Origin of the sequence: Streptomyces sp. NPDC047042 (assembly GCF_040644035.1) — a bacterium.
In the GTDB taxonomy this organism is placed as follows: domain Bacteria; phylum Actinomycetota; class Actinomycetes; order Streptomycetales; family Streptomycetaceae; genus Streptomyces.
Genome location: NZ_JBEYVP010000014.1, coordinates 69,561 through 91,887, shown reverse-complemented (window position 1 = coordinate 91,887; position 22,327 = coordinate 69,561). Strand labels below are relative to the sequence as shown.

The window sequence follows — 22,327 nt, the reverse complement described above, 5'->3', positions numbered from 1 at the left end:
ATATGAGGGACGACCCCCACAGCGAGCACGTCGAAGCCGGCGAGACCGGCGAGCCCGTGCCGACCGAGATCTGGACAGGCCGGGCGACCAACCGTGCCCAGTGGCTGCTGGCGCTCGGTGGCTGCGCCTTCATGGCACTCGGTATCGAGCTGGCGATCGACTCGGCGTGGACGTCCGGCGCACCGCTCGTCATGTCCGTCGTGGGATGTATCGCGGCCGGGCTGCTAGTCCTCTTCGGCACCATCGCGTTCGTGCATGTCGCCGTGAAGGTCGACAGGGACACCCTCGAGGTGCGCTGCGGCCACATCGGCCTGCCGCGCCGCCGGATTCCGCTTTCCCAGATCGTCGGCGCGGAGTTCGTGGCCAGGGTCACCCCGCGCCAGTGGGGCGGTTGGGGTTATCGCTGGCGGCCCCACCAGGGCACCGCGGTCGTCGTCCGCCGGGGCGAGGGCGTGGTGCTGCGCCTCGGGGACGGGCACACGTTCACGATCACGGTGGACAACGCGGAGGCGGCCGTACGCGTCATCAGGGACCGACTGCGGGGCGCCACCGGGGCGACGCGCTGACGTCGAGTCGCTCTAGGGCCTGTTCCAGGTTTCCCGTCGTCCGCCCGGAGGGCGTCGCGGGGCAGACGGGAAACCTGGAACAGGCCCTAGCGGCCGGCTCACCGGCGTTCCCGCTGCTCCCGCGCGCGTGGTGTCGCCGCGTCCGGTGTCTCGTAGCCGAGCGGACGGGCCGTGGCCAGGCCGGCCAGCAGGCCCGCGCCCACGGTCACCGTGGTGAAGCTCAGCACATTGCCGACCGTCGCGAGGGCCGCCAGAGCCGTCAGGGCCGCTCCCGCGGTCAGCGCGACGGCGGTGGAGCGCGGAGTGCGCCACAGGGTGTACAGCACCCAGCAGAAGACCGCCGCCAGCAGGAGTACACCGACCACGCCCTGCTCGGCCGCCTGCTGGAGCGGCGCGGAGTGCGGTCTCGCCTCGGCCGGCAGCGACAGTGCCGCCGTCTCGCTGAGTTCCGAGAACCTGCCGGGCCCCACCCCCGCCGCCGGGTCCCGGTGCGCCATCGTCAGGGCGTCGCGCCACAGCTGGACCCGGTTCCCGGTCAGCTGGCCCTCCAGCGAGTCGGACAGCCCGTCCGGCAGCGCCTTCTCGGCGACCGCCCACGCCGTCCCGGTCAGCAGGGCCGCCGTGAGGGCCAGCCCCGCGAGGCCCACGCCCCGGCGCGGCATGTGGCCGGCGGCCAGTGAACAGAGCAGGACGCCGGCGCAGAGGGCGAAGCCGGCCACCGAGCCGAGAATTGCCGACGCCACCGTCACCGAGGCGGCCAGTGCGCGCAGCGCCAGCCGCAGCGACCGCGACCGGGCCGTCCAGGCGGCACAGCAGGCGGCGCCCGTGGCCAGGGCCAGCAGAGCGGCCACCGCACCGAGATGCCCGACCGGGGTGGCGATCCGCGGCCCCGGCAGCGCGTGCGGGGCGGCCACCGCGAGACCCAGCCCGGCCACCGCCGCCGTACAGGGGGCGGCGACGGGCATCAGCGCTCCGCAGATCCGGCCCGCCGCGTAACCGGCGGCCACCGCGAGCACCGCAAGCAGCACGCCCTCGGGGCGGCCGTCGTGGGCGGCAGCCGTGATCAGCGACCAGACGGCACAGGCGCCCAGCACGACGACGCCCGCCGCGTCGGAAACGTTGCGTCTCTCCCCGTCCGACGGCGCGTCCGTCGCCGATGTCATCCCCGTGGATCCCAACCCGTCGCCCCCCGACCTGTGACGGGCCCCGACCGTACGGGGCCGTCGCCGGCGCGCACGTCAGAGGCTCCGGCACACCGTAACGGCTGGTGGGCGATTTGTGGACGAGTTGCGCAGAAACGATGCGGCAGGTGAGGCCGTGCGGGCCCACCGGTACCGCCGGACCGTGCTGTCGGCGTCCGGGCCGGGCGCCGTACACTCCCGGAGTGACCGCCACCGCTCCCTCCATAGACGAGCCGGACCAGCTCGAACCGCAGCTCGCGCCCGCTTCGCGCCGCGCGCGGCTGCTGCGCCTCTGGCCGGCCGCCACCGCCGCGCTCGCCGGAGTGCTGCTGTACGTCAGCTTCCCGCCGCGCACCCTGTGGTGGCTCGCGCTGCCCGCCTTCGGACTCTTCGGCTGGGTGCTGCGCGGCCGGTCGTGGAAGGCGGGACTCGGGCTCGGCTACCTGTTCGGGCTCGGTTTCCTGCTGCCGCTGCTGGTGTGGACCGGGGTGGAGGTGGGCTCCGGACCGTGGCTGGCGCTGGTCGCCGTCGAGGCGGTCTTCATCGCGCTGGTCGGCGTGGGCATCGCCGCCGTGTCGAAGCTGCCCGGGTGGCCGCTGTGGGCCGCGGCCGTGTGGATCGCGGGCGAGGCCGCACGCGCGCGTGTGCCCTTCCGCGGCTTCCCCTGGGGCAAGATCGCCTTCGGCCAGGCGGACGGCGTCTTCCTGCCGCTCGCCGCGCTGGGCGGCACCCCGGTACTCGGCTTCGCGGTCGTCCTGTGCGGCTTCGGACTGTACGAAATCGTCCGGCAGGTGATCGAGTGGCGCCGTACCGGCGTCGTGCCCCGCATCGCTGCGGTCGTCGCCGCGCTGAGCGTGGCCGTCCCCGTGGTGGGCGCCCTCGCCGCACGGACGCTGGTGAGCGACAAGGCCGAGAACGGCACCGCGACCGTCGCCCTCATCCAGGGCAACGTGCCCCGCGCGGGCCTCGACTTCAACGCCCAGCGGCAGGCTGTACTCAACTACCACGCGCGGGAGACCCTGCGGCTGGCCGCCGATGTCAAGGCCGGCAAGGTGGCCCGGCCCGACTTCGTGCTGTGGCCGGAGAACTCCTCCGACGTCGACCCGTTCGCCGACCCCGACGCCGCCGCGGTCATCGAGGGCGCGGCCCAGGCGGTCGGTGTGCCCATCTCGGTCGGCGGGGTCGTCCAACGGGACGGCAAGCTCTACAACGAGCAGATCCTGTGGGACCCGGCGAAGGGGCCCACCGACACGTACGACAAGCGGCAGGTCCAGCCCTTCGGTGAGTACCTCCCGCTGCGCTCGCTGCTCGAGCACATCAACAAGAACTGGACCACCATGGTCCACCAGGACTTCAGCCGGGGCAGCAAGCCGGGCGTCTTCACCATGGACGGCGCCAAGGTCGGCCTCGCCACCTGCTACGAGGCCGCCTTCGACTGGGCGGTCCGCGACACCGTCACCCACGGCGCCCAGATGATCTCCGTGCCGAGCAACAACGCCACGTTCGACCGCAGCGAGATGACCTACCAGCAGCTCGCGATGTCCCGTATCCGCGCGGTCGAGCACAGCCGGACCGTCACGGTCCCGGTGACGAGCGGCGTCAGCGCGATCATCATGCCGGACGGGCGGATCACCCAGAAGACCGGCATGTTCGTGGCCGACCACCTCGTCCAGAAGGTGCCGCTGCGCTCCTCGAAGACACCCGCCACCGAGCTCGGCATCCTGCCCGAGATGCTCCTCGTCCTGGTCGCCGCAGGCGGTCTCGGCTGGGCGATCGGCGCCGGGATGCGCGGGCGGCGCGCCGGTGGCGTGTAGCCGTACGCCGGTGCCACGCCCCCGTGATCGACAAGGGTGACCTGACCGGCCCGTTAGGGTCGGGTCATGGCTACTCCTGACTTCATCAGCACTGTCCGTGCCTCCGCCGGCCACCAGTTGCTCTGGCTCCCCGGTGTCACCGCCCTCGTCTTCGACGACGAGGGCAGAGTGCTCCTGGGCCGCCGTACCGACACCCGCAAGTGGTCGTTGGTCGGCGGCATTCCGGACCCGGGTGAGCAGCCGGCGGCCTGCGCGGTGCGGGAGGTCTACGAGGAGACGGCGGTCCGGTGCGTGCCCGAGCGGGTCGTGCTCGTCCAGGCCCTCGAGCCGGTGACGTACGAGAACGGTGACGTCTGCCAGTACATGGACATCACCTTCCGCTGCCGTGCCGTCGGCGGGGAGGCCCGGGTGAACGACGACGAGTCCCTGGACGTCGCGTGGTTCGCGGTGGACGCGCTGCCGGAACTGAACGAGTTCTCGCTCTTCCGGATCAAGCAGGCGATGTCCGATGCCGAGGCGCCCACCTGGTTCGACACCACGGGTTTCGCCAGTTTCGAGTGAGCCGGGCGGCGACCGCGGGGTGAGTGGCCCGCCGGACGTCCGGCGGGCCCTCTGCGAGCGGGTTGTCCCCTTCAGCCCCGGGCGAGCGAGCGGGTCACGACGGCGCTGAGGACGCGTACGCCGCGAGTGGAGCCCGGATGGATGCCGGTGAGTTCGTGCGCGCGCCGCAGGCGGTAGTCGAGCGTGCGGGGATGGACGTTCAGGGCCGTCGCCGTGCGCGCCCGGTCCATGTCGAGCTGGTAGTACCTGTCCAGCGTGGCGACGAGATCGGGGCCCCGGGACAGGTTCCTGTCGATGTCGCGCAGCCAGTCGTCGACCTCCGGCAGCCGGGTGACCCCCAGTTCGACGAAGACGTCGGCCATGGTGTGCAGATGCTGCTGCCCGGACTTCATCGGCGCGACCCGGCTCACCCGCCGCGCCTGGGCGAGGACAGCGGCCAGCGCACCGGTCGCGCCGACACTCGTACCGATCGCGCAGGTGCCGCCCACGGCCGCCGTGATGTCCTGGACGACGGACTGCGCGCGTTCCTGCCCGGTCGGTGTCGTCGCCGCGTCGGCCGGCTCACCGGTGTGCTCGGGTGTCAGGGCCACCAGTTCCGCGGGGTCGTGCCACAGGACCGGTACCTGACGGCGGCGCAGCAGGGTCTCGGTGATCTCCTCGCGGCGGGCCTTCGGGGGCCGCTGCCGCCCGGGCACGCGGATCACGGTGACCCGATAGCGCGGGTGCACGCGCATCCCGACCCCGGACGCCAGGCCCGACGCGGCCGGATCGTCGGCCAGCAGCGCCTCCGCCAGCATCCCGACCCGGCCGGCCAGGGACATACGGCGTCGCTGCCCCGCCACGTACCCCGACAGGTAGGCCTCGCCGCCGCGGGTGCCCTGCGGGCCGAACCAGCGCATCAGGCGCATGAGGTCGTCACCGTCGCCGGGGCCGGTCGCCTGGTCGATCTCGCGCAGCAGCAACCGGGTGTGTGCGACGACCAGTTGCTGGTGTCCGGGCAAGGACAGGCCCATTCCGGCACGCTGTTCGCCCACCGAGGCCATCAGCGCGAGATCGTCGGCGCTCAGAGGCTGTTCCTTGTCCGCCAGGTCGATGGTCTTGCGCCGTAACCACACGGAGTACTCAAGGGCTTCCGCGCGTGCGCGCACGTCCCGCTCCAGCACCTCGTACTCGGCGACCTCACGCCGGTAGACCCCGGTGGCGTGTCGTGCGTTGCTGTCGAGTTGTCTGAGCAGTGTCCTGAAGAGATTCCCCATGTCGCCCTCCTCATGGCGCCGTTGGCGGCCGGTCCGCCCAGGAGGGTGTTCGTTCGAACTCCTGTCTTGGATGTCATGTCGTGTGATGGAGTCGACGTGCTGTTGGCGATGGGTCGGCGGAGACCGGCCCGCCCTGTCAGTCGCGGCCCGCGCCCCGGTAGAGGTCCAGCTCACCGTCGAGTTCCACGGCCAGGACGGTCGCGTACTCGTCGAGGTCGGCCGCCCCGGGCGCGTCGATCCAGGTCACGCCCGGCACCTTGCCCAGACCGCCGGTGACGTGGTGGCCCAGCTCGGTGCCCGTGCCGACCACCGAGACACGCCGGACCGCGTTGCGCAGGCCCCTGATCGACACGGCCTCGCGGGGCGCGTCGAAGCAGATCAGGTACAGGGTGCGCCGGTCGGCGGAGAGTGTGCTCGGCCCGTAGTGGTGCCCGGCCGGCAGGCCCGCGACCGTGCCGTACACAGCCTCGGCGTGCTTGGTGACCCACGCGCCGAGACCTTCCAGCCGCTCGACCTGCTCCGCCGGAATCGTGCCGTCCTCCCTCGGGCCGGCCCCGAGCAGCAGATTGCCGCCCATGCCGATCGTCTCCGTGAAGTAACGCACCAGCTGGCGCACCGACTTGAAATCGCGGTCCGTGGCCCGGTAGCTCCACGAGTCGTTGATCGTCAGGCACAGCTCCCACGGGCCGTCCGGGGCGATCAGCGGAACGCCCTGCTCGGGCGTGGCGTAGTCGCCGTAGCTGAGCATGCGGGCGTTCAGGATCGTCTCCGGGTTGCCCGCGAGGATCAGCTCGGACAGCTCCCGCATCCGCCACTGCTCCTCGGTGCGCTCCCACTCGCCGTCGAACCAGAGGACGTCCGGGCGGAAACGCTCGACCAACTCGCCCACCTGGCCGTCGCGGTAGGCGAGATAGCGCGCCCAGGCCGCGGGGTCCTGTTCGCCGGGACGGGCGTGGGAGTAGTCGTTGGGCTCGACGATGTGCGGGCCGGGGTGGCGTTCGCTCGCGTAGTCGGGGTGGTTCCAGTCGGAGTGCGAGTAGTACAGGCCGACCTTGAGGTTCCGCTCCCGCAGCGCGTCCACGAAGCCGCTGACCAGGTCACGGCCCGCCGGGGTGTCCCGGACCACGTCCAGGTTGCGGTGGTCGGTGTCCCACAGGGCCACGCCGTCGTGGTGCTTGGTGGTGAGGACCGCGTACTGGGCGCCGACGCGGGCGAACAGCTCCGCCCAGGCCCGGGGGTCGTAGCGCGAGGCGGTGAAACGGTCGAGCTGTTTCATGTACTTCTCGTGCGAGACATCGCCCGTGTAGAAGGACCAGGACTCGGCCCAGCCGTCCACGGCGTAGATGCCGTAGTGGATGAAGATGCCCAGCTTGGCATCGGGGAACCAGGGTTGCATCGGCATGTGCCCACGCTAGGCACGGGCCCCCGGCGCGCGCGTGGGCGCGGGTCACCATTACTGGTCCGTTTTCACCATGGAGGGTGCTCGCCAGTGGTCCCGTTCGGGTGGGAGCGCATGCCCGGGACCCCGCCGGGTATGCGCCCTGGCACCATGCCCGGGCCGTCGTGTCCCGGGCGGCCCACCCGACCGCCACCACCAGGGGACCCACCATGGAGACACCCGCACGTCGGCACACCGCCACTCCGGCCAGGCGGGCGCTCGACGCCCTCGCCGACAACAGCCAGGATCCGACCGCGCTGGACGTCCTCGCGATGAGCGACGTGCTGGTACCGGTGCCGGACGACGTCAGCGACGTGGACGCCGGTGACCCCTCGACGGTGGCACTGCCCGTCCTGGAGGAAGCGGACGGCCGGGAAGCCGTGCCCGTGTTCACCTCGGAACCCGAACTGGCCGAACTGCTGCCGTCCGTCTCCCGCTACCGTCTGATCCCGCTCGGCGCGCTCGCCGAACAGTGGCCCACCGGCAACCTCTCGCTCACCATAGACGCGGCCTCCCCGCACGGGATGACGGTCACCTCCGAGGGCGTACGCACCCTGCTGGCCAGGCAGTTCAAGTACTGAACCCCAGCCCGGCTACAGGGACTTGCCGGGATTGAGGATGCCCCGCGGATCGAACGCGTCCTTGATGCGCCGCTGCAACGCATGGGCGGCGGGCCCCAGTTCGTCGGCGACCCACTGCCGCTTCAGCAACCCCACTCCGTGCTCGCCGGTCAGCGTTCCGCCGAGCCGCAGCGCGAGGGCGAAGATCTCGCCCGCCGCCTCCCAGGCCGCCTCCGGCAGTCCGTCCAGCGCCGGGTCGACCACGATGATCGGGTGCAGGTTCCCGTCGGCGGCGTGAGCGAGGGTGAACACCGGGACGTCGTGGCGCCGCGAGACGGCCCTGATCTCCCGGGCCGCCTCCGCGAGCCGGGAACGGGGCACGGCGATGTCCTCGATCAGCGGACGGCCCAGCCGTTCCAGCGCGGGCAGGGCGCCCCGGCGGGCCGCGAGCAGGGCCTCGGCCTCGGCCGGGTCCTCGGTCCGCTCGACCGACGTCGCCCCCGCCCCGGCGAGAACAGCGGCGACCGCGTCGGCCTCCGCTCCCGCACCCGCCCCGTCGCACTGCACCAGCAGCAGCGCCGCGCCCCGCTCCCGCAGGGCCGGGTCGACGGCGTCCAGCACCGGCCCGTCGAGCAGCTCCGCCAGCGCCGGTACCACCCCGGCCCTGCCGATCGCGTACGAGGCCTCGGCGGCGTCCTCGAAGGACGGGAAGTACGCGGCGAGGGTGGCCGTGGCCGCCGGCAGCGGACGCAGCCGCAGCGTCGCCGAGGTGATCACCGCGAGGGTGCCCTCCGAGCCGGTGAGCAGCGCGGTCAGGTCGTAGCCGGTGACGCCCTTGACGGTACGGCGGCCGGTGCGCACCACCGTGCCGTCCGCGAGCACCGCCTCCAGGCCGAGCAGGCTGTCCCGCGTCACGCCGTACTTGGCGCAGCGCAGCCCGCCCGCGTTGGTCGCGATGTTCCCGCCGATCGTCGACAGCGCGGCGCTCGCCGGATCGGGCGCGTACCGCAGACCGTGCGCGCCGGCCGCGCGGTCCAACTCGGCGGTGATCACGCCGGGTTCGACGACGGCGAGCTGGTCGTCCGCCGACAGCTCCAGGACGCGGTTCATGCCCGACAGGTCGAGGACGAGGCTGCCCTCGTCGGCCGTCGCGCCGCCCGACAGCCCGGTGCCCGCGCCACGCGGCACCACCGGCACGCGCAGGGCGTGCGCGTGCCGGAGGGTCACGGTCACGTCCTCGGTCCGCCGCACGTGCACCACGGCGAGCGGACCGCCGTGCGCCCGGGTTCCGGAGCGGTCGGTGGCGTGCGCGGCGAGCGTCACCGGGTCGGTGGCCAGCCGGTCGGGCGGCAGATCGCGGGCGAGCAGGCCCAGGAGCTGGGCGGACGCGGTCGTGGTCGTGGTCGGGGCGGTCACCGGTCCTGGTCCTCCGCGTCCGAGGCCGGTGCCTGCGCGACCTGCGCCTCCAGGGCCTTCGTGCCGATCGCGAGCAGGGAGATGTCCTCCTGCGGCGCGTGTACGGGTGCGCACTGGATGTCACGGAAGTGCCGCTCCAGGGGGTTGCCCCGGGCCAGCCCAGGATTGCCGAGCAGCCGCACGGCCAACCCGACCGCCCGTACCCCGTGCCGGTCCGCCAACACCCTTGCCCCCAGCGCCTGTTCAGGGGTGTACGAGGAATCGGCGGCGTCGACCCGGGCGGCGCCGCCGAAGACCAGCTGCTCGGCCCCGGCGAGCAGCACCTCGATCTCCCCGGCCGTCCGGCGGAACCGTTCCGTACGGGCCACCGGATGCCCGAGGTTGGCGGGCACCCGTGTCCGGGCGAACGTGTGGAAGTACGCCTGCGCGGCCCGCGCGACCCCCAAGTACAGCGCGGCGAGCGGCAGATGGAGCGATGCGCCCGCCCGGTTGTCCTGCTCGGCGGCCGGACCGTGCGGCGCGAGGCCGATGACGTGCTCGTACGGAACCTCCACGTCCCGGAACGTCACGTCGTGGCTGCCGCTCGCCCGCAGCCCCAACTGGTCCCAGTGGCCGGTGACTTCGATACCGGGGGAGTCGCCCGGCACCAGGAAGGTGCCCACGCGCGGTTCCGGCTCGTCGGTCGTGGCCCACACCAGGAACCAGTCCAGGCCCTCGGCGCCGGTGACGAACCGCTTCGTCCCGCTGACCGACCAGCCGTCCTCGGTCCGCCGGGCCCGGGTCGCGGGCAGCCCGCCCCGGGCGGGGGAGCCCAACTCGGGTTCCACCCGGGCGTGGTTGATGAGCACGGGCCGTACGAACGACTCCTTGACGACCCGGGCGTACAACTCCTCGGGCCAGTGCGGCTGGACGGACTGCCGGCCGTGGGTGGTGAGGGTCATCGCGGCGATCAGGGCGACGGACGGATCGCCCTGGCCGAGGGTGTGCAGGATGCGCGCGGTCTCCTCGACTCCGGCGCCCCCGCCGCCGTACCGCTCGCCGATGGTCGCGGTGAGCAGGCCCGCCTCGTGGGCGACCCTGAGGGACTCGGCGGGGAACGCGCCCGACCGGTCGTAGTGGGCGGCCAGTTCGGCGATGCGGGCGGTCACGGCGTCCTCTTCAGGTCGGCGGCCAGTTCGGTGTTCAGCTCGGTGGACCAGAACGACTTCACGTCCAAGTGCTCCTTGAGCGCGCCGAGTTCGGTGAAGACATCGGCCACCTTCTGCTGCGAGGTGACGGTGTCGTCGCCGACCGTCCTCGCCTGTGTCGGACGCTGGGTCTGCGCGTCGACCAGGTCCTTCTTCGCCTGGGCGAGGGGCTGGTGGGTGCTGGACGAGATGATCTTCGCGAACTCGGCCTCGCGGCCGTCCCTGACGTACGCGTATGCCTGGGTGATCCGGGCGATCAGATCGGCCGTCGCCGCCCGCTGGGCCGGGTTCTTCAGCACGCTGTCGCGCGCCGTCCACAGGAAGTTGCCCGACAGGATGTCCTTGCCCGAGCCGACCGTGACGGCGCCCTGCTGGTGGGCGGTGATGATCGACGTGCCGTAGGAGGCGAAGGCGTCGATGCCACCGCCGTTCAGGGCCGCGAGGCCGTCGTTGGGCAGCAGGGGCTTGGCGTCGACGTCGGACCACTTCAGGCCCGCCTGCTTCAGCAACTGGTAGAGAAAGTAGTGGGCGGTGGTGTTCTGGACGTAACCGACCTTCCTGCCCTTCAGCCCGGCGATGTCGGTCACCTTCGAGCCCTTGGGGACGACGACCTCCTGGTTGAGCGTGGCGCCGCGCTGGACGGCGACGACCTTGAAGTTCGGCTTGCCGTCGGCGGCGGCGAAGATCGGCGGGATCTCGCTGGAGGAGGCCACGTCGAGGGCGCCGGCGCGGATCGCCTGGAGCTGGAGGTCACCTCCTTGGAAGACGCTCCACTTGACGTTGTAGGGGGTGTCGTCGAGGTGGGCGAACTTCAGGACCGCCTCCTCGACTTTCCAGCCGGTGGCACCGACCTTGAGGGTGACCTCGGACTGGTCGGACGGCGACTCAGCCTGGGCCTGGCTTCCGCAGGCGGCGGTGAGGGCGAGCAGCAGGACGGCGGCGGACGTGCGCAGTGCGCGTGAGCGGCGGAACACGGAGTCTCCATAGGGGTGTTCGCAGACTGGGCCGGGGGAGGGGGGAGTTGGCGGGTCAGGCTGCCCGGGTGGTCGTCGCCGCGCGGTGGGCGAGTTCCTGGCGGACCAGTGGAAGGACGTAACGGGCGTAGTCGATCGCGTCGTTGAGCGGGTCGTAGCCGCGGATCGACAGCAGGTCGCAGCCGATGTCGACGTAGTCGAGAAGCGCCTTGGCGACTGTCTCGGGGGAGCCGACCAGGGCGGTCGAGGCGCCGGCCGCGTTGGTGGCGACCGCCGGGGCGGTCCACAGGCACCGGTCGTGGACCTCGCCGCGCTCGGCGATGTCCAGCAGCCGCTGCGAACCGACGTTCGCGGGACGGCCGTTGGTCCGGTAGTGGCGCAGCAACTCCGTGTTCGACGACTGGTCCTTGAGGGCACCGAGCGTGCGATGCGCCTTCTCCCAGGCCAGTTCGTCGGTGGGCGCGATGATCGGGCGGAACGACACCCAGATCCGGGGGTGAGGGCGCCCGGCGGCCTCGGCGACCGCGTTGACGGCGGCGATCTGCTCGGCTGTCTCCTTGAGCGGCTCGCCCCACAGCCCGAAGATGTCACCCTGCTGCCCGCCGACCCGGTACGCGTCCTCGGACGAGCCCCCGACGGAGATCGGCACCAGCCCGTTCACGGGCTTCACATCGGAGTAGTAGCCCTCGAAGCGGAAGTACTTGCCCTCGTGGGAGACAGGCCCCTCGGCCTGCCATACCTTCCGCAGGATCTGGATGTATTCGTCCGAACGCTCGTACCGCTCCCGCTTGTCGAGGTAGTCGCCCTCACGGCGCTGCTCCTCGTCGCTGCCCCCGGAGATGATGTGCAGCGACAGCCGGCCGTCGCTGATCCGGTCCAGCGTCGCCAGCGCGCGGGCCGCGTGTGTCGGGAAGATCACGCCCGGCCGGTGGGCCAGGATCGGCCGCACCCGCTCGGTGTGCGTGGCGACGAACTGGGCGACCTGGAAGGCGTCCGGCGAGGCCGAGTGATAGGCGACCAGGGTGTGGTCGAAACCGCCGTCGTCGAGGGCGCGGGCGTACTTGCGAAGGTGGTCGGGGTCGAAACCGGTGCGGCTCGCCGCTGCCGGGCCGGAGGCTCCGGAGTCGGTGTGCACTGCACTGATGAACTCGACAGGCATGATGAACTCCCGTGCGGTATCGGTTACTTGAGGACGGAGGTGTCCGCCGACTTCGCCACGTCGACGTTCGGTTCGAGGACCCCGATGCCGTTCATGAGGTCGGCGACGTCCTGGACGGTCGAGCTGACCTCCGGGGTGATCGGCAGGACCTTGCTGTACGCCGCCGAGGCGAGCGTCCTCGCGATCGCCGGGTCGGCGCCGTTGCGCTCCACGATGGCGTCGGCGTACGCGTCCTGGTGCGTGCTCGTCCACGCCAGAGCCGTACCGAGCCGCTTGAGGAAGTCGCCGAGCGCGGCCTTCTTCGCCGGGTCCGCGAGGGCCTTCTCCGAGGCCCCGATGAAGCCGTAGCCGCTGATACGGCCGTCCGCGCCGTCGATCAGCAGCCGGCCGCCCTGCTGGAGTCCGACGGCCTGGTAGACACCGAAGGTGGCCCAGATGTCGATCTTCCCGGCGGAGAAGGCGGCCTGCGCGTCCGTCGGCAGCAGGTACTGCACCTTCACATCGGAGTACTTCAGGCCGTTCTGCTTCAGCACGTTGGCGAGCAGGTACTCGGCGATACTGCCCTTGGCCGAGGACACCACGACCTTCCGGCCCTTGAGGTCCTTGACGCTCCGCACGTCGGAGTCCTTGCGGACGATGATCCCGGTGTGATGGCCGTCGTTCTTCAGCGCGGCCACGTTCCTGAACTTCACCCCACCGCTGAGCGCCTGCAAGGCGGGCAGATCGGCGGAGTACGTGGTGTCGGCGGCGCCCGCCTGCACGGCCTGGAACAGCGGGGCCGCGCCCTCGAACTCGGCCCATTTCACCTGGTACTTGGCGCCCTTGAGGGCATCGGACGCCCCCACGAGCGTCTGGAGCGTCTTGGCCTGGTCGCCGAGGGTGAGGGTCACCCGGGAGCCGCTTCCGGCGGCGTCCGCCGAGGAGTCCGCGCCGCAGGCGGTCAGCGCCAGCAGGGCGGTGAGGCTCAGCGCGGCGGTGGCGAGTCTGCGTATCACGAGGAGGTCCCTTCGAGGGTGTGCGTGGTGACGCCGAGCCAGCCGAGGAGGCGGGCGCGGAGGGTGACGAACTCGGGCGAGGTGAGATCGCGGGGGCGGGGCAGGCCGACGGTGAGGTCATGGGCGATACGGCCCTCGTCCATCACCAGGACCCGGTCGGCGAGCAGCAGCGCCTCCTCCACGTCATGGGTGACCAGGAGGATCGCGCAGCCGTGCCGCTGCCACAGCTCGGCGACCAGCTGCTGCACCCTGCCCCGTGTCAGCGCGTCGAGCGCGCCGAACGGCTCGTCGAGAAGCAGGAGTTCGGGCTCGCGGACCAGGGCGCGGGCCAGCGAGACCCGCTGGGCCTGGCCGCCGGAGAGTGTCTTGGGCCAGACGGTCGCGCGGTCCGCGATCCCGACCTCTTCCAGCGCCTTCGCGGCGAGCGCCCGGTCGGGCCGCCCGGGCAGCCCGAGGACGACGTTGCGCCACACCTTGAGCCAGGGCAGCAGCCGCGGCGACTGAAAGGCCGCGCTGCGCCGCGCGGGCACGGTCACCTCACCGCCGATCTCGTCGTCGAGCCCGGCGAGAACGCGCAACAACGTCGACTTGCCGCAGCCACTGTGCCCGAGCAGGGCCACGAACTCGCCCTCCCGGATGTCGAGATCGAGCTCGTGCAGGACGGTGTTGCCGTCGAAGGCCCGCGAAAGCCCCCGTATCTCCACACTGTTGGCCATGGCGATCACGCCTCGCCTTCGAAGTTGGCCCGCCAGGTCAGCAGACGGCGCGACAGGACCCGTACGGCGAAGTCGCAGGCGAGGCCGAGAGCCGCGTACACGGCGAGGCAGAGCACGATGATGTCGGTACGGAAGTACTGCTGGGCGTTGCTCATCAGATAGCCGAGCCCCGCGTCCGCGTTGATCTGCTCGGCGAAGACCAGGGCCAGCCAGGCGGTGGACAGCGCGTACCGGAGGCCCACGAGTGCTCCGGGCAGTGCGCTCGGCAGGATGACGTACCGGATCAGTCCGAGCCGGCCGAGCCCCATCATCCGTGCGGCTTCGACGAGTTGGGCGTCGGTGGACCTGATCCCGCCGTAGATGTTGAAGTAGAGCGGGTAGGTGACGCCGAGGGCGACCAGCGCGATCTTCGGGGTCTCCTCGATGCCGAACCAGACGATGAACAGCGGGATCAGACCCACCCAGGGGATCGCCCGGAACATGCCCATCGAGGAGTCGATGACGTCCTCGCCGAGCCGGAACAGCCCGGCGAGCAGGGAGAGGGCGAGTGCGGCCGTCGCCCCGATGAGGAAGCCGGTGGCGGCCCGGCGGCCCGACGCGGCGATGGCGCTGGGCAGTTCACCGTTCTTCGTCAGCTCGACGGCCTGTTTCAGGACGTCCACGGGTGAGGCGAGCACCGACTCGGGCAGCACACCGGTGGCCGAGGTGAGGAACCAGAGGAGTACGAGGCCCACGGGTCCGGCGCTCCGGCGCACCGAACGGGGAACCTGGAAGCGGCGGGCGGTGCGGGCGCTGCCGCGAAGAGTGATCCGGGGTTTCGGGTCCGGGGGAGTGTCGGGTGGCGGCGGGGCCAGGGGCGCCGCGTCGAGCGGTTTGGTGGTCATGGCGGGGGTCGGTTCCTCTCGCGGGGCTCCGGACTGCACTCGGTTTCAGGACGGCTCGGGGCCGGTCGCGGCCGGGCGGGCGGTATCGGCGGACCAGGCGGACCAGGACCCTGCGAAGAGGGCCGCGTCGAACCCGGCGATGGCCAGCGCGGCGATCTGGTGGGCGGCGGTGACACCGGAACCGCAGTACACGCCGATGCGGGACGCGTCACCGGCACCCCGGTCCTCGAACCGCTTGCGCAGCAGCTCGGGCGACAGGAAGGTGCCGTCGGGGGCGAGGTTCTCGCCGGTGGGTGCGGAGACCGCGCCCGGGATGTGCCCCGCGCGGGGGTCGACCGGCTCCACCTCACCCCGGTACCGTTCGGCGGCGCGGGCGTCCAGCAGCAGCCCGTCGCGGGCGAGGTCCGCAGCACCGTCGGCGTCGACGAGCGGCAGACCACCCGCGCCGAGGACGACGTCCCCCGGTTCGGGATCGGCGGGGATGCCGGTCTCCTGGGGCAGTTCCGCAGCCCGCCAGGCGCCCAACGCCCCGTCCAGCAGCGTCACTTCGGCCACTCCGGCGTAGCGGAGCAGCCACCAGGCCCGGGCGGCGGCGGTGTTGCCCGAGTCGTCGTGGACGACGACCGGTTGGCCCTGCCTGAGCCCCCAGCCCCGGGCCGCTGTCTGCAACCGGGCGAGATCCGGCAGCGGATGCCGGCCGCCCTCCGGAGTCGCGGGCGCGGCCAGCTCGGTGTCGAGATCGACGTACACCGCGCCCGGGATGTGCCCGTCCGCGTAATGGTCGCGCCCGTACGGATCGCCGAGCGCCCAGCGGACATCGAGCACCAGCGGCGGCTGCTCGGAGGCGAGGGCGTCGCGCAGTTCGGCGACGGTTGTCGTCACACGGGGGTTGCTCATGCGAGGCCCTCCGCGATCGCGGGCAACTCGGGGGAGAGGCGCAGCCGTTCGAGGAAGAGGACGACCGTGGCGGCGGCGGTGCGGTGAAGCGCGTCGTTGAGCACGTCGTGCCGGCCACCGGCGAAGGTCACGGTCCGTACGTTCGGATGCCCTTCGTAGACGCTTAGCGCCTGGTCCAGCGAGCTGACCGGGTCGTCCTGGCCGTGCAGGGCGAGGACAGGGACCTGGACCTGGACGAGTGGAGCCTCCGGCAGATCGACAGCACCCTCGATCGCGCCGCGCCGGAAGGCGGGGTCGTCGGCGAGGCGACCCTGATGCGTCGGGCAGGCGGTCCGCGCCGCCAGCTCGTCGTCCCAACTCCCGGACTCCCAGGGCTCGGTGGGCAGGCCGACGAGGATCAGCGCGTCGACGCCCGCCGGGTGCTCGGCGGCGAGCTGAACGGCGTACCGGGCACCCGTGTCCGAGCCGACCAGGACCTTAGGGCCGGGCAGCGACTCGTCGGCGAGCAGCTTGGCCGCCTCGTCGAGCACGGACGGGTCGGCGGACGGGTCGCCCAACGCCCGTACCCGGTAGGCGTCGAAGGCGAGACGGCGGCCGAACCGCTCGTACACACCGCCGTGTTCGCCCCGGCCGGGCAGCACGATCAGCGTGCCACGCGCGGCGAGACCATCGGGTTCGTCCCAGGAGGAAGAGGACATGAGGGGGCAACTCCCGTTTCAGGGCAGGGATATGGGCATGCGGAAGCGTGTGAAAGGAGGGGAGGAGAACGGCTTACCGGCACGCGGACAGCGCGAAGCCGGTCAGTCCAGGCCGTACGGAAACGCCGGAGAGCGGCGTGGGATCAACGACAGCGCGCGCTGCACGCCACGCCGAAGTCGATGACTCGGCGCTGCGTGAGAAGAGCAGCAGCTGCGGTCGGATACGCCATGCGCTCATCATGACCGGCACCCGGGCGTGACGTCCAACGACGATTCATCATCGAAATCGATCAGCGTTCGTGATCGATCAGGAATAGCAATCGATGACGGGTACGGGCTACGGTCGCCGTATGCCCCAACCTGTCCTCGACATCGTGGCGCTGCGCAGCCTGACCGCGATCGCCGACCACGGCGGCTTCCATCGTGCGGCCGAGGCACTGGCCCTCAGCCAGTCCGCAGTGAGCCAGCATGTCCGCCGACTGGAGAAGACGCTGGGGAAGCCCGTCGTCGAGCGCGAGGGCCGGGGCATGCGGTTCACCCAGGAAGGCCGCCTGCTGCTGGAACAGGCCCGCCGGGTTCTCGCCGTCCACGACGAGGCCGTACGCACCCTGCTCGACGTCGACGGCGACACGGTCACCATCGGCTCCACCGAGCACGCCGCCGATCAGTTCCTGCCCCTGCTCACCGCGGCCGTCGAGGCGGTGCGCCCCGGCTGCCGGGTGCGGTTCCGCATCGACCGGTCGGCGCGGCTGGTGGAGGCGGTGGAGCGCGGCAGTGTGGATGTCGCCGTGTACGTCACCGAGGCCGCGGCCACGGAGGGTACGCCGGTCGGTGGCCTGCCCCTGACCTGGCACGCTCCGCCCGGCTGGGCTCCACCGGCGGCCCCGACGCCGGTTCCGCTGGTCGCGATCGAGGACCCCTGCGCCATCCGCCGCCGGGCCATCGCGACCCTGGCCGAGCAGGGTGTTCCGGCGTCGGTGGTCGGCGACGCGGGCTACCTGGCGGGCGTCCTGGACCTGGCCCGCACCGGCCGAGGCGTGGCTCTCCTGGCAACGGTAGGCCCGTCCCCCGACGGCCTCACCCCGTACGAGGCCCTCCCCCCGGTCCCCCCAATCCCCATGAGCGCCCTGGCCCGCCCTGGAGCAGACCCAGCCACAGCAGAGGCAGCATTCGCGGCAGTAAGACAACTACTGACATGAGAAAAACGCGCCCCACAGGGGCGCGGGGAACTGCGCGACAAGCCCCCACCGGCCCGCAGCGAACGCACAACCTATCCGCTCACTTTCCCAACGTGCGTGCCAGAGCCGCACGCTGAAGCGGCAAAACCTCCCCGTGCAACGCACGCCCCCGCTCCGTCAACCCCACCCGCACCCCCCGCCGATCCTCCACACACATACTGCGCTCCACCAGCCCATCCTTCTCGAGCCGCCCGATGAGCCGAGACAGCGCACTCTGACTCAGATGAACCCGCCCGGCGATGTCCTGAACCCGGCACTTCTCACCAGGGCCGGAGGCGGCAGCCGCAGCCGCCTCCTCCGCGACGAGAACATCGAGCACCTCGAAGTCACTCGCCCCCAGCCCGTGCGGATGCAGCACACGGTCGATCTCGCACATCGTGCGCGCATGCGCTGCCAGGATGTCCCGCCACTGGTCCGCCAGCCCCGTACCGGCCGTGTTCGCTGCCATGCACCCCATGTTAATGCGTATGCATAAAAACCGCCCGGCGGAGGCGGCTCGGGCACGGCGGTGGGACCCCTGACTCAGGCAGATCCCCGCCTGCTCAGGCCGACCCCCGCTTGATCAGCTCGGTGGGCAGGATCACCGCCGCCGGGTCCTCGCCGCCAATCTGCGCGAGCAGCACCCGGACCATCTCGGCGCTGATCCGGTCGTAGGGCTGTCTGATGGTCGTCAGCTGGGGCCGGGCGGCCAGCGCGGCCGAGGAGTCGTCGAAGCCGCCCACCGAAACGTCCCCGGGGACGCTCCGGCCCGCCCGTTCCAGTGCCGTCAGCACCCCCTGCGCCATCAAGTCGGACGCGACGAACACGGCGTCCAGGTCCGGGCGCCGGCCCAGCAACTGCTCCGCGCCCGCGTCGCCGCTGGCCCGGCTGTAGTCGCCGGAGACGACGAGGGCCTCGTCGTAGCCGATGCCCTCCTCGGCCAGCACCTCGCGATAACCGGCGAGCCGCTCCACACCGCCCGGGGTGTCGAGCGGACCGGTCACCATCCCGACACGCCGGCGGCCCAGCGACAGGAGATGGCGGACCATGTCCCGGGCGCCGTCGCGGTCGTCCGCCGCCACATAGCTCACCTTCGAGCCGAGCCCGATGGGCTTCCCGCACGCGACGAGCGGTACGCCCGCCTCGCACAGCTCCTGCGCGACCGGGTCACCGGAGTGACTGGAGACCAGTAGCACCCCGTCGACATGACCGGCGGTGATGTACCGCGTCAGGCGGCGCCGTTCGTCCTCCGTGCCTGCCAGCATCAGCAGGAGCGGGATGTCGTGCGCCGCCAGTGCCTGGGTGCAACCCCGCAGCAGGACATTGAAGTTGGGGTCCTCGAAGAACCGCTCCTGCGGCTCGGTCAACAGGAAGCCGATCGAGTCGGAGCGGCCGGTGATGAGCGAACGGGCGTGGCGGTTGACCACGTACCCCGTTTTGCGGATCGCGGCGTTCACCGCCTCCGCGGCGGTGGGGCTCACATAGTGCCCGCCGTTGAGCACGCGCGAGACGGTCCCTCGGGACACTCCCGCCTCGCGGGCAACGTCGTGGATCGTCGGCGGTTTGCGCCGGCCCCCGGTATTGCTCATGGTCATGACTTTACGGCTCCGGAGAGCAGGTCGAGGCTCCAGAACCGCTGGATGACCAGGAAGAGCGCGATGAGCGGGAGGACCGCCAGAAACGCGCCCGTGATCACCAGCGTGTAGAGGGCCGGGGTGGCCGCTCCCTGCTCGAGGAGCGTGAACAGACCCAGTGTGATCGGGAACTTCTCGTCGTCGCTGAGCATGATGTAGGGCAGCAGGAAGTTGTTCCACACGGCGACGAACTGGAACAGGAACACCGTCACAAGGCCCGGGATCATCATCGGCAGCGCGACCCGGGTGAAGATCCGCCACTCACCCGCGCCGTCCATCCGCCCGGCCTCCACCACATCGGCGGGCACCGCAGCGGCGGCGTAGATCCGCGCGAGGTAGACGCCGTAGGGGGAGAGGATCAGCGGCAGCAGCACGGAGGCGTAGGAGTCCGTGATGTCGGCCTTCGCGAGCAGCAGATATTGGGGGATCGCGAGGATCACCGGCGGCATCAGCACGCCCGCCATCAGGACGCCGAACACCGCCTCCCTGCCGCGGAAGCGGTAGATCGCGAGGGCGTAACCGCTGATCGCGCTGACCGCTGTCGACAGAAGGGCGCCGAGGCCGGCGTACAGCGCCGAGTTGCCCATCCACTTCCAGTAGACGCCGTCGCGGTAGGCGCTCAGCTCCTTCACGTTGTCCGTGAAGCCGCTGCCGGGCAGGAACGTGAACGTGGAGAACAGCTCGCTGCCCGACTTCGTCGCCGCGATCACCACCCACGCGACCGGCAGCAGGCAGTACAGGGCGCCCAGGAGCAGGGTGAGCGTCGGGATCAGGGCGATGCGGTTGCGCAGGGGCGGGCGCCGCACGGTGCCGGGCCTGGTGCCCGCCGTCGCCTCCGTCTTGCCCACGGCAAGAGAACTCATCGTGCTGCCTCCTGCTTGTTACGGGAGTTCGCGGCCCGCAGGAAGCCGAACGACAGGACCAGCGTGACGATCGCGATGATCGTCGCCTCGGCCGCGGCCGAGTAGATGTCACCCTTGCCGAAGGCGTCCTGGTACACCTTCATCAGCGGACTCCACGTCGTGGACACGGAGTTGGTGAGGGGCTTGAGGGTGGTCGGCTCGCTGAACACCTGGAGCGTCGCGATGATCGAGAAGAAGAAGGTCAGCACCAGCGAGGGCGCCACCATCGGGATCTTGATCCGGAGCGCGATCTGCAGCGGGGTGGCGCCGTCCAGCCTCGCCGCCTCGTACACCTCGGCCGGGATGGACCGCAGCGAGGTGTAGATGACGATCATGTTGAAGCCGGTGCCGCCCCACACCGCGATGTTGGAGAGGGCGAGATACAGCGGACCGCCGTCCAGCAGATCCGGCTGCGGCAGCCCCAGCTTGTCGAGGACGAAGTAGAACGGGCTCACGTCCGGGAGGTAGAGGAAGCCCCAGAGCAACGCGGCGACGACGCCCGGGATGGCGTACGGCAGGAAGATCGCGAGCCGGGTGAACGGGGTGAACCGCACCTTGTCCGCGTCCAGCATCAGCGCGAGGACGAGGGCGAGCCCCAGCATCACCGGGACCACGATCGCGCCGTAACCGACCACGCGCAGCGCGCCGTGCAGCAGCTCGCTGTCGGTGAGGGCGTCGGTGTAGTTGCCGATGCCCGCCCACACCTCCTTGCGCGCCCCGGCACCGAGGCCCAGGCCCGACACCTTCACCTTGTGCAGGCTCAGCCAGAGCGCGTAGCCGATGGGCAGCGCGAAAAACAGGGCGAAGAGGATCACCGCGGGGAGGAGGAAGGCGTACGGGGCCGACCTGACCCCGTACGGCCTCCGGCGTGCGCTGGTCACTCCGCGACTCCGAAGCCCTGCTTCTTCAGGTCGGCGACGGTGGCGTCCTGCATCGTCTTCAGGGCGGCGCCGAAGTCCGACTTGTTCTTCGCGGCCGCCGCGAACGCGTCCTTGAACGACGTGTACGCCACGTTCACGTTCGGTCCCCACGCGGAGGGTGCCGTGGTCTTCGCGATCTCGGCGGCCTTGGGGTAGAAGTCCGCCTGGTTGGAGAAGAAGTCGGGCGACTTGACGAACGCGCCGCTGAGCTGGGCGCCCGTGGCGGCCGGGTAGATCCCGCCCTCCTTGGCGAGCGCGGCCAGCGCGGCACGGTCGGTGTTGAGCCAGGCGGCGAACTTGGCGGCGGCGGACTTGTGGCTCGAGTCGGTGGTGACGGCGGTCGAGGAGCCGCCCCAGCTGCCCGTCACGTCCTCGCCGGCCGACCACTGGGGGAGCGGCGCCATGGCCCACTTGCCCTTCGTGTCCGGGGCGGCCGTCGTCAACGTGCCCGGCGCCCACACCGCGCTCACCCACGCGATCTGCTTGCCGGTGTTCAGCGCCTTGTTCCAGGTCGGGGTGTACATCGGCTGGTTGTCGATGGCGTCCTCCTTGACGAGGTCGCCCCAGAACGTGGCGACCTTCTGGGTCGCCGCGTCGTCGATGCCGACCTTCCACTTCTCACCGGAGGTCGTCCACCACTTGGCGCCGGCCTGCTGGGCGAGGCCCGCGAAGAGACCGGAGTCGTTGGCGGAGAAAGTCGTGAGGTCCTTGTCCGGGGCCTTCTTCTTCAGGTCCCTGGCGGTCTGGGCGAACTCGGCCCATGTGGTCGGGACCTTCAGCCCGTACTGCTTGAAGAGGTCCTCGCGGTAGTAGAACATCATCGGCCCGATGTCCTGCGGCACCGCGTACACCGCGTCCGTGCCCAGCGTCGTCTGCTGCCAGACACCCTCGGCGAAGTCCTTCTCGGCGTCGCCGACCTCGCCGGAGATGTCCGCCAGCGCGTCGTTGCTGACCAGGGTGGGCAGCGCCTGGTACTCGGCCTGCACCAGGTCGGGCGCCTTCTTGGCCTTGTGCGCGGTGAGGATCTTGGTGACCAGGGTGTCGCCGGACGCCTGCTTCTTCACCGTGACGGTGATCTGCTGCTCCTTGCCCGGCCCCTTGTTCCAGAGGCCGACGACCTTGTCCATGCCGGGCGTCCAGGTCCAGTACGTCAGCGACACCGGGCCCGACTGGGTCTCGCTGTCGTCGTCGGACCCGCATGCGGCGAGTGTGGTGGCGCCGAGTGTGACGGCGACCGCGGTTGCCACGAGGCGCCACTGCTTCGTGTTCGGCATGGAACGTTTCTCCCCTGACCTGGTGGGGCCCTCGCCTGCTGCGAAGACCCGCCATCCTTCTGTGAGCGTTCACAGTAG

The 22,327-nt window shown here is 71.2% G+C and carries 22 protein-coding genes; 5 read left to right on the top strand and 17 right to left on the bottom strand.

Annotated elements, in window-relative coordinates:
- Window positions 1-2 precede the first annotated feature (2 nt).
- Window positions 3-566, top strand: coding sequence for a hypothetical protein (locus ABZ855_RS18045; protein WP_360807837.1), 564 nt, complete (start codon window positions 3-5; stop codon window positions 564-566).
- 98 nt (window positions 567-664) lie between these two features.
- On the opposite strand, the gene ABZ855_RS18040 is transcribed toward ABZ855_RS18045, so the two are convergent.
- Entirely contained in the window at window positions 665-1,729 is a 1,065-nt protein-coding gene (locus tag ABZ855_RS18040; protein WP_360807835.1) for an O-antigen ligase family protein, read from the bottom strand.
- Window positions 1,730-1,950: 221 nt separating this feature from the next.
- On the opposite strand from ABZ855_RS18040, the gene lnt reads away from it, so the two are divergent.
- On the top strand, window positions 1,951-3,561 hold the full coding sequence (gene lnt / locus ABZ855_RS18035; protein ID WP_360807833.1) for an apolipoprotein N-acyltransferase: 1,611 nt from the start codon (window positions 1,951-1,953) through the stop codon (window positions 3,559-3,561).
- A 66-nt stretch (window positions 3,562-3,627) separates the two neighbouring features.
- A complete protein-coding gene (locus tag ABZ855_RS18030; protein ID WP_360807831.1) occupies window positions 3,628-4,122 on the top strand; it encodes an NUDIX domain-containing protein in 495 nt (164 codons plus the stop codon).
- A 71-nt stretch (window positions 4,123-4,193) separates the two neighbouring features.
- On the opposite strand, the gene ABZ855_RS18025 is transcribed toward ABZ855_RS18030, so the two are convergent.
- Together ABZ855_RS18025 and ABZ855_RS18020 are read right to left on the bottom strand one after the other, a co-directional pair.
- A complete protein-coding gene (locus tag ABZ855_RS18025) occupies window positions 4,194-5,378 on the bottom strand; it encodes a helix-turn-helix domain-containing protein (protein WP_360807829.1) in 1,185 nt (394 codons plus the stop codon).
- Window positions 5,379-5,514: 136 nt separating this feature from the next.
- A complete protein-coding gene (locus ABZ855_RS18020) occupies window positions 5,515-6,780 on the bottom strand; it encodes an alpha-L-fucosidase (protein ID WP_360807827.1) in 1,266 nt (421 codons plus the stop codon).
- Between the two features lie 206 nt (window positions 6,781-6,986).
- Between ABZ855_RS18020 and ABZ855_RS18015 the strand changes: the two genes are divergently transcribed.
- Window positions 6,987-7,397, top strand: a complete 411-nt coding sequence (locus ABZ855_RS18015) for an SseB family protein (RefSeq protein WP_360807825.1) — start codon at window positions 6,987-6,989, stop codon at window positions 7,395-7,397.
- Window positions 7,398-7,409: 12 nt separating this feature from the next.
- Here ABZ855_RS18015 and ABZ855_RS18010 read toward each other — a convergent pair whose 3' ends face one another.
- The 9 genes from ABZ855_RS18010 to ABZ855_RS17970 are packed head-to-tail and all read right to left on the bottom strand — an operon-like array spanning window position 7,410 to window position 16,302.
- Window positions 7,410-8,792, bottom strand: a complete 1,383-nt coding sequence (locus tag ABZ855_RS18010; RefSeq protein WP_360807823.1) for an FAD-linked oxidase C-terminal domain-containing protein — start codon at window positions 8,790-8,792, stop codon at window positions 7,410-7,412.
- Window positions 8,789-9,940, bottom strand: a complete 1,152-nt coding sequence (locus ABZ855_RS18005; RefSeq protein ID WP_360807821.1) for an acyl-CoA dehydrogenase family protein — start codon at window positions 9,938-9,940, stop codon at window positions 8,789-8,791. The genes ABZ855_RS18010 and ABZ855_RS18005 overlap by 4 nt, the downstream gene beginning before the upstream one ends.
- Window positions 9,937-10,953, bottom strand: coding sequence for an ABC transporter substrate-binding protein (locus ABZ855_RS18000; RefSeq protein WP_360807819.1), 1,017 nt, complete (start codon window positions 10,951-10,953; stop codon window positions 9,937-9,939). The genes ABZ855_RS18005 and ABZ855_RS18000 overlap by 4 nt, the downstream gene beginning before the upstream one ends.
- Before the next feature lie 55 nt (window positions 10,954-11,008).
- The gene (locus tag ABZ855_RS17995; RefSeq protein ID WP_360807817.1) at window positions 11,009-12,112 is read right to left on the bottom strand and encodes an LLM class flavin-dependent oxidoreductase; all 1,104 of its coding nucleotides are present in this window, start codon (window positions 12,110-12,112) and stop codon (window positions 11,009-11,011) included.
- 23 nt (window positions 12,113-12,135) lie between these two features.
- Window positions 12,136-13,107, bottom strand: coding sequence for an ABC transporter substrate-binding protein (locus ABZ855_RS17990; protein ID WP_360807815.1), 972 nt, complete (start codon window positions 13,105-13,107; stop codon window positions 12,136-12,138).
- Complete coding sequence (locus tag ABZ855_RS17985; RefSeq protein WP_360807813.1) at window positions 13,104-13,823, bottom strand: ABC transporter ATP-binding protein; 720 nt, start codon at window positions 13,821-13,823, stop codon at window positions 13,104-13,106. The genes ABZ855_RS17990 and ABZ855_RS17985 overlap by 4 nt, the downstream gene beginning before the upstream one ends.
- Before the next feature lie 5 nt (window positions 13,824-13,828).
- Window positions 13,829-14,707: an ABC transporter permease gene (locus tag ABZ855_RS17980; RefSeq protein ID WP_360807812.1), complete on the bottom strand. Its 879-nt coding sequence runs from the start codon at window positions 14,705-14,707 to the stop codon at window positions 13,829-13,831.
- A 45-nt stretch (window positions 14,708-14,752) separates the two neighbouring features.
- Complete coding sequence (locus ABZ855_RS17975; protein ID WP_360807810.1) at window positions 14,753-15,604, bottom strand: sulfurtransferase; 852 nt, start codon at window positions 15,602-15,604, stop codon at window positions 14,753-14,755.
- Complete coding sequence (locus ABZ855_RS17970; protein ID WP_360807808.1) at window positions 15,601-16,302, bottom strand: lysophospholipase; 702 nt, start codon at window positions 16,300-16,302, stop codon at window positions 15,601-15,603. The genes ABZ855_RS17975 and ABZ855_RS17970 overlap by 4 nt, the downstream gene beginning before the upstream one ends.
- A 350-nt stretch (window positions 16,303-16,652) precedes the next feature.
- Here ABZ855_RS17970 and ABZ855_RS17965 point away from each other — a divergent pair, with 350 nt between their 5' ends.
- A complete protein-coding gene (locus ABZ855_RS17965; RefSeq protein WP_360807806.1) occupies window positions 16,653-17,501 on the top strand; it encodes a LysR family transcriptional regulator in 849 nt (282 codons plus the stop codon).
- A 79-nt stretch (window positions 17,502-17,580) separates the two neighbouring features.
- Here ABZ855_RS17965 and ABZ855_RS17960 read toward each other — a convergent pair whose 3' ends face one another.
- From ABZ855_RS17960 to ABZ855_RS17940, 5 genes are all read right to left on the bottom strand, one after another.
- Window positions 17,581-17,988, bottom strand: a complete 408-nt coding sequence (locus ABZ855_RS17960) for a MarR family transcriptional regulator (protein ID WP_360807804.1) — start codon at window positions 17,986-17,988, stop codon at window positions 17,581-17,583.
- A 94-nt stretch (window positions 17,989-18,082) separates the two neighbouring features.
- Window positions 18,083-19,114 (bottom strand): LacI family DNA-binding transcriptional regulator, encoded by a 1,032-nt coding sequence (locus ABZ855_RS17955; protein ID WP_360807802.1) that lies wholly within the window; start codon window positions 19,112-19,114, stop codon window positions 18,083-18,085.
- A complete protein-coding gene (locus ABZ855_RS17950; RefSeq protein WP_360807800.1) occupies window positions 19,111-20,016 on the bottom strand; it encodes a carbohydrate ABC transporter permease in 906 nt (301 codons plus the stop codon). Before ABZ855_RS17950 ends, ABZ855_RS17955 begins: the two co-directional genes overlap by 4 nt.
- Complete coding sequence (locus tag ABZ855_RS17945; protein ID WP_360807797.1) at window positions 20,013-20,936, bottom strand: sugar ABC transporter permease; 924 nt, start codon at window positions 20,934-20,936, stop codon at window positions 20,013-20,015. The genes ABZ855_RS17950 and ABZ855_RS17945 overlap by 4 nt, the downstream gene beginning before the upstream one ends.
- Window positions 20,933-22,249, bottom strand: a complete 1,317-nt coding sequence (locus ABZ855_RS17940) for an extracellular solute-binding protein (RefSeq protein ID WP_360807795.1) — start codon at window positions 22,247-22,249, stop codon at window positions 20,933-20,935. The genes ABZ855_RS17945 and ABZ855_RS17940 overlap by 4 nt, the downstream gene beginning before the upstream one ends.
- Window positions 22,250-22,327 lie beyond the last annotated feature (78 nt).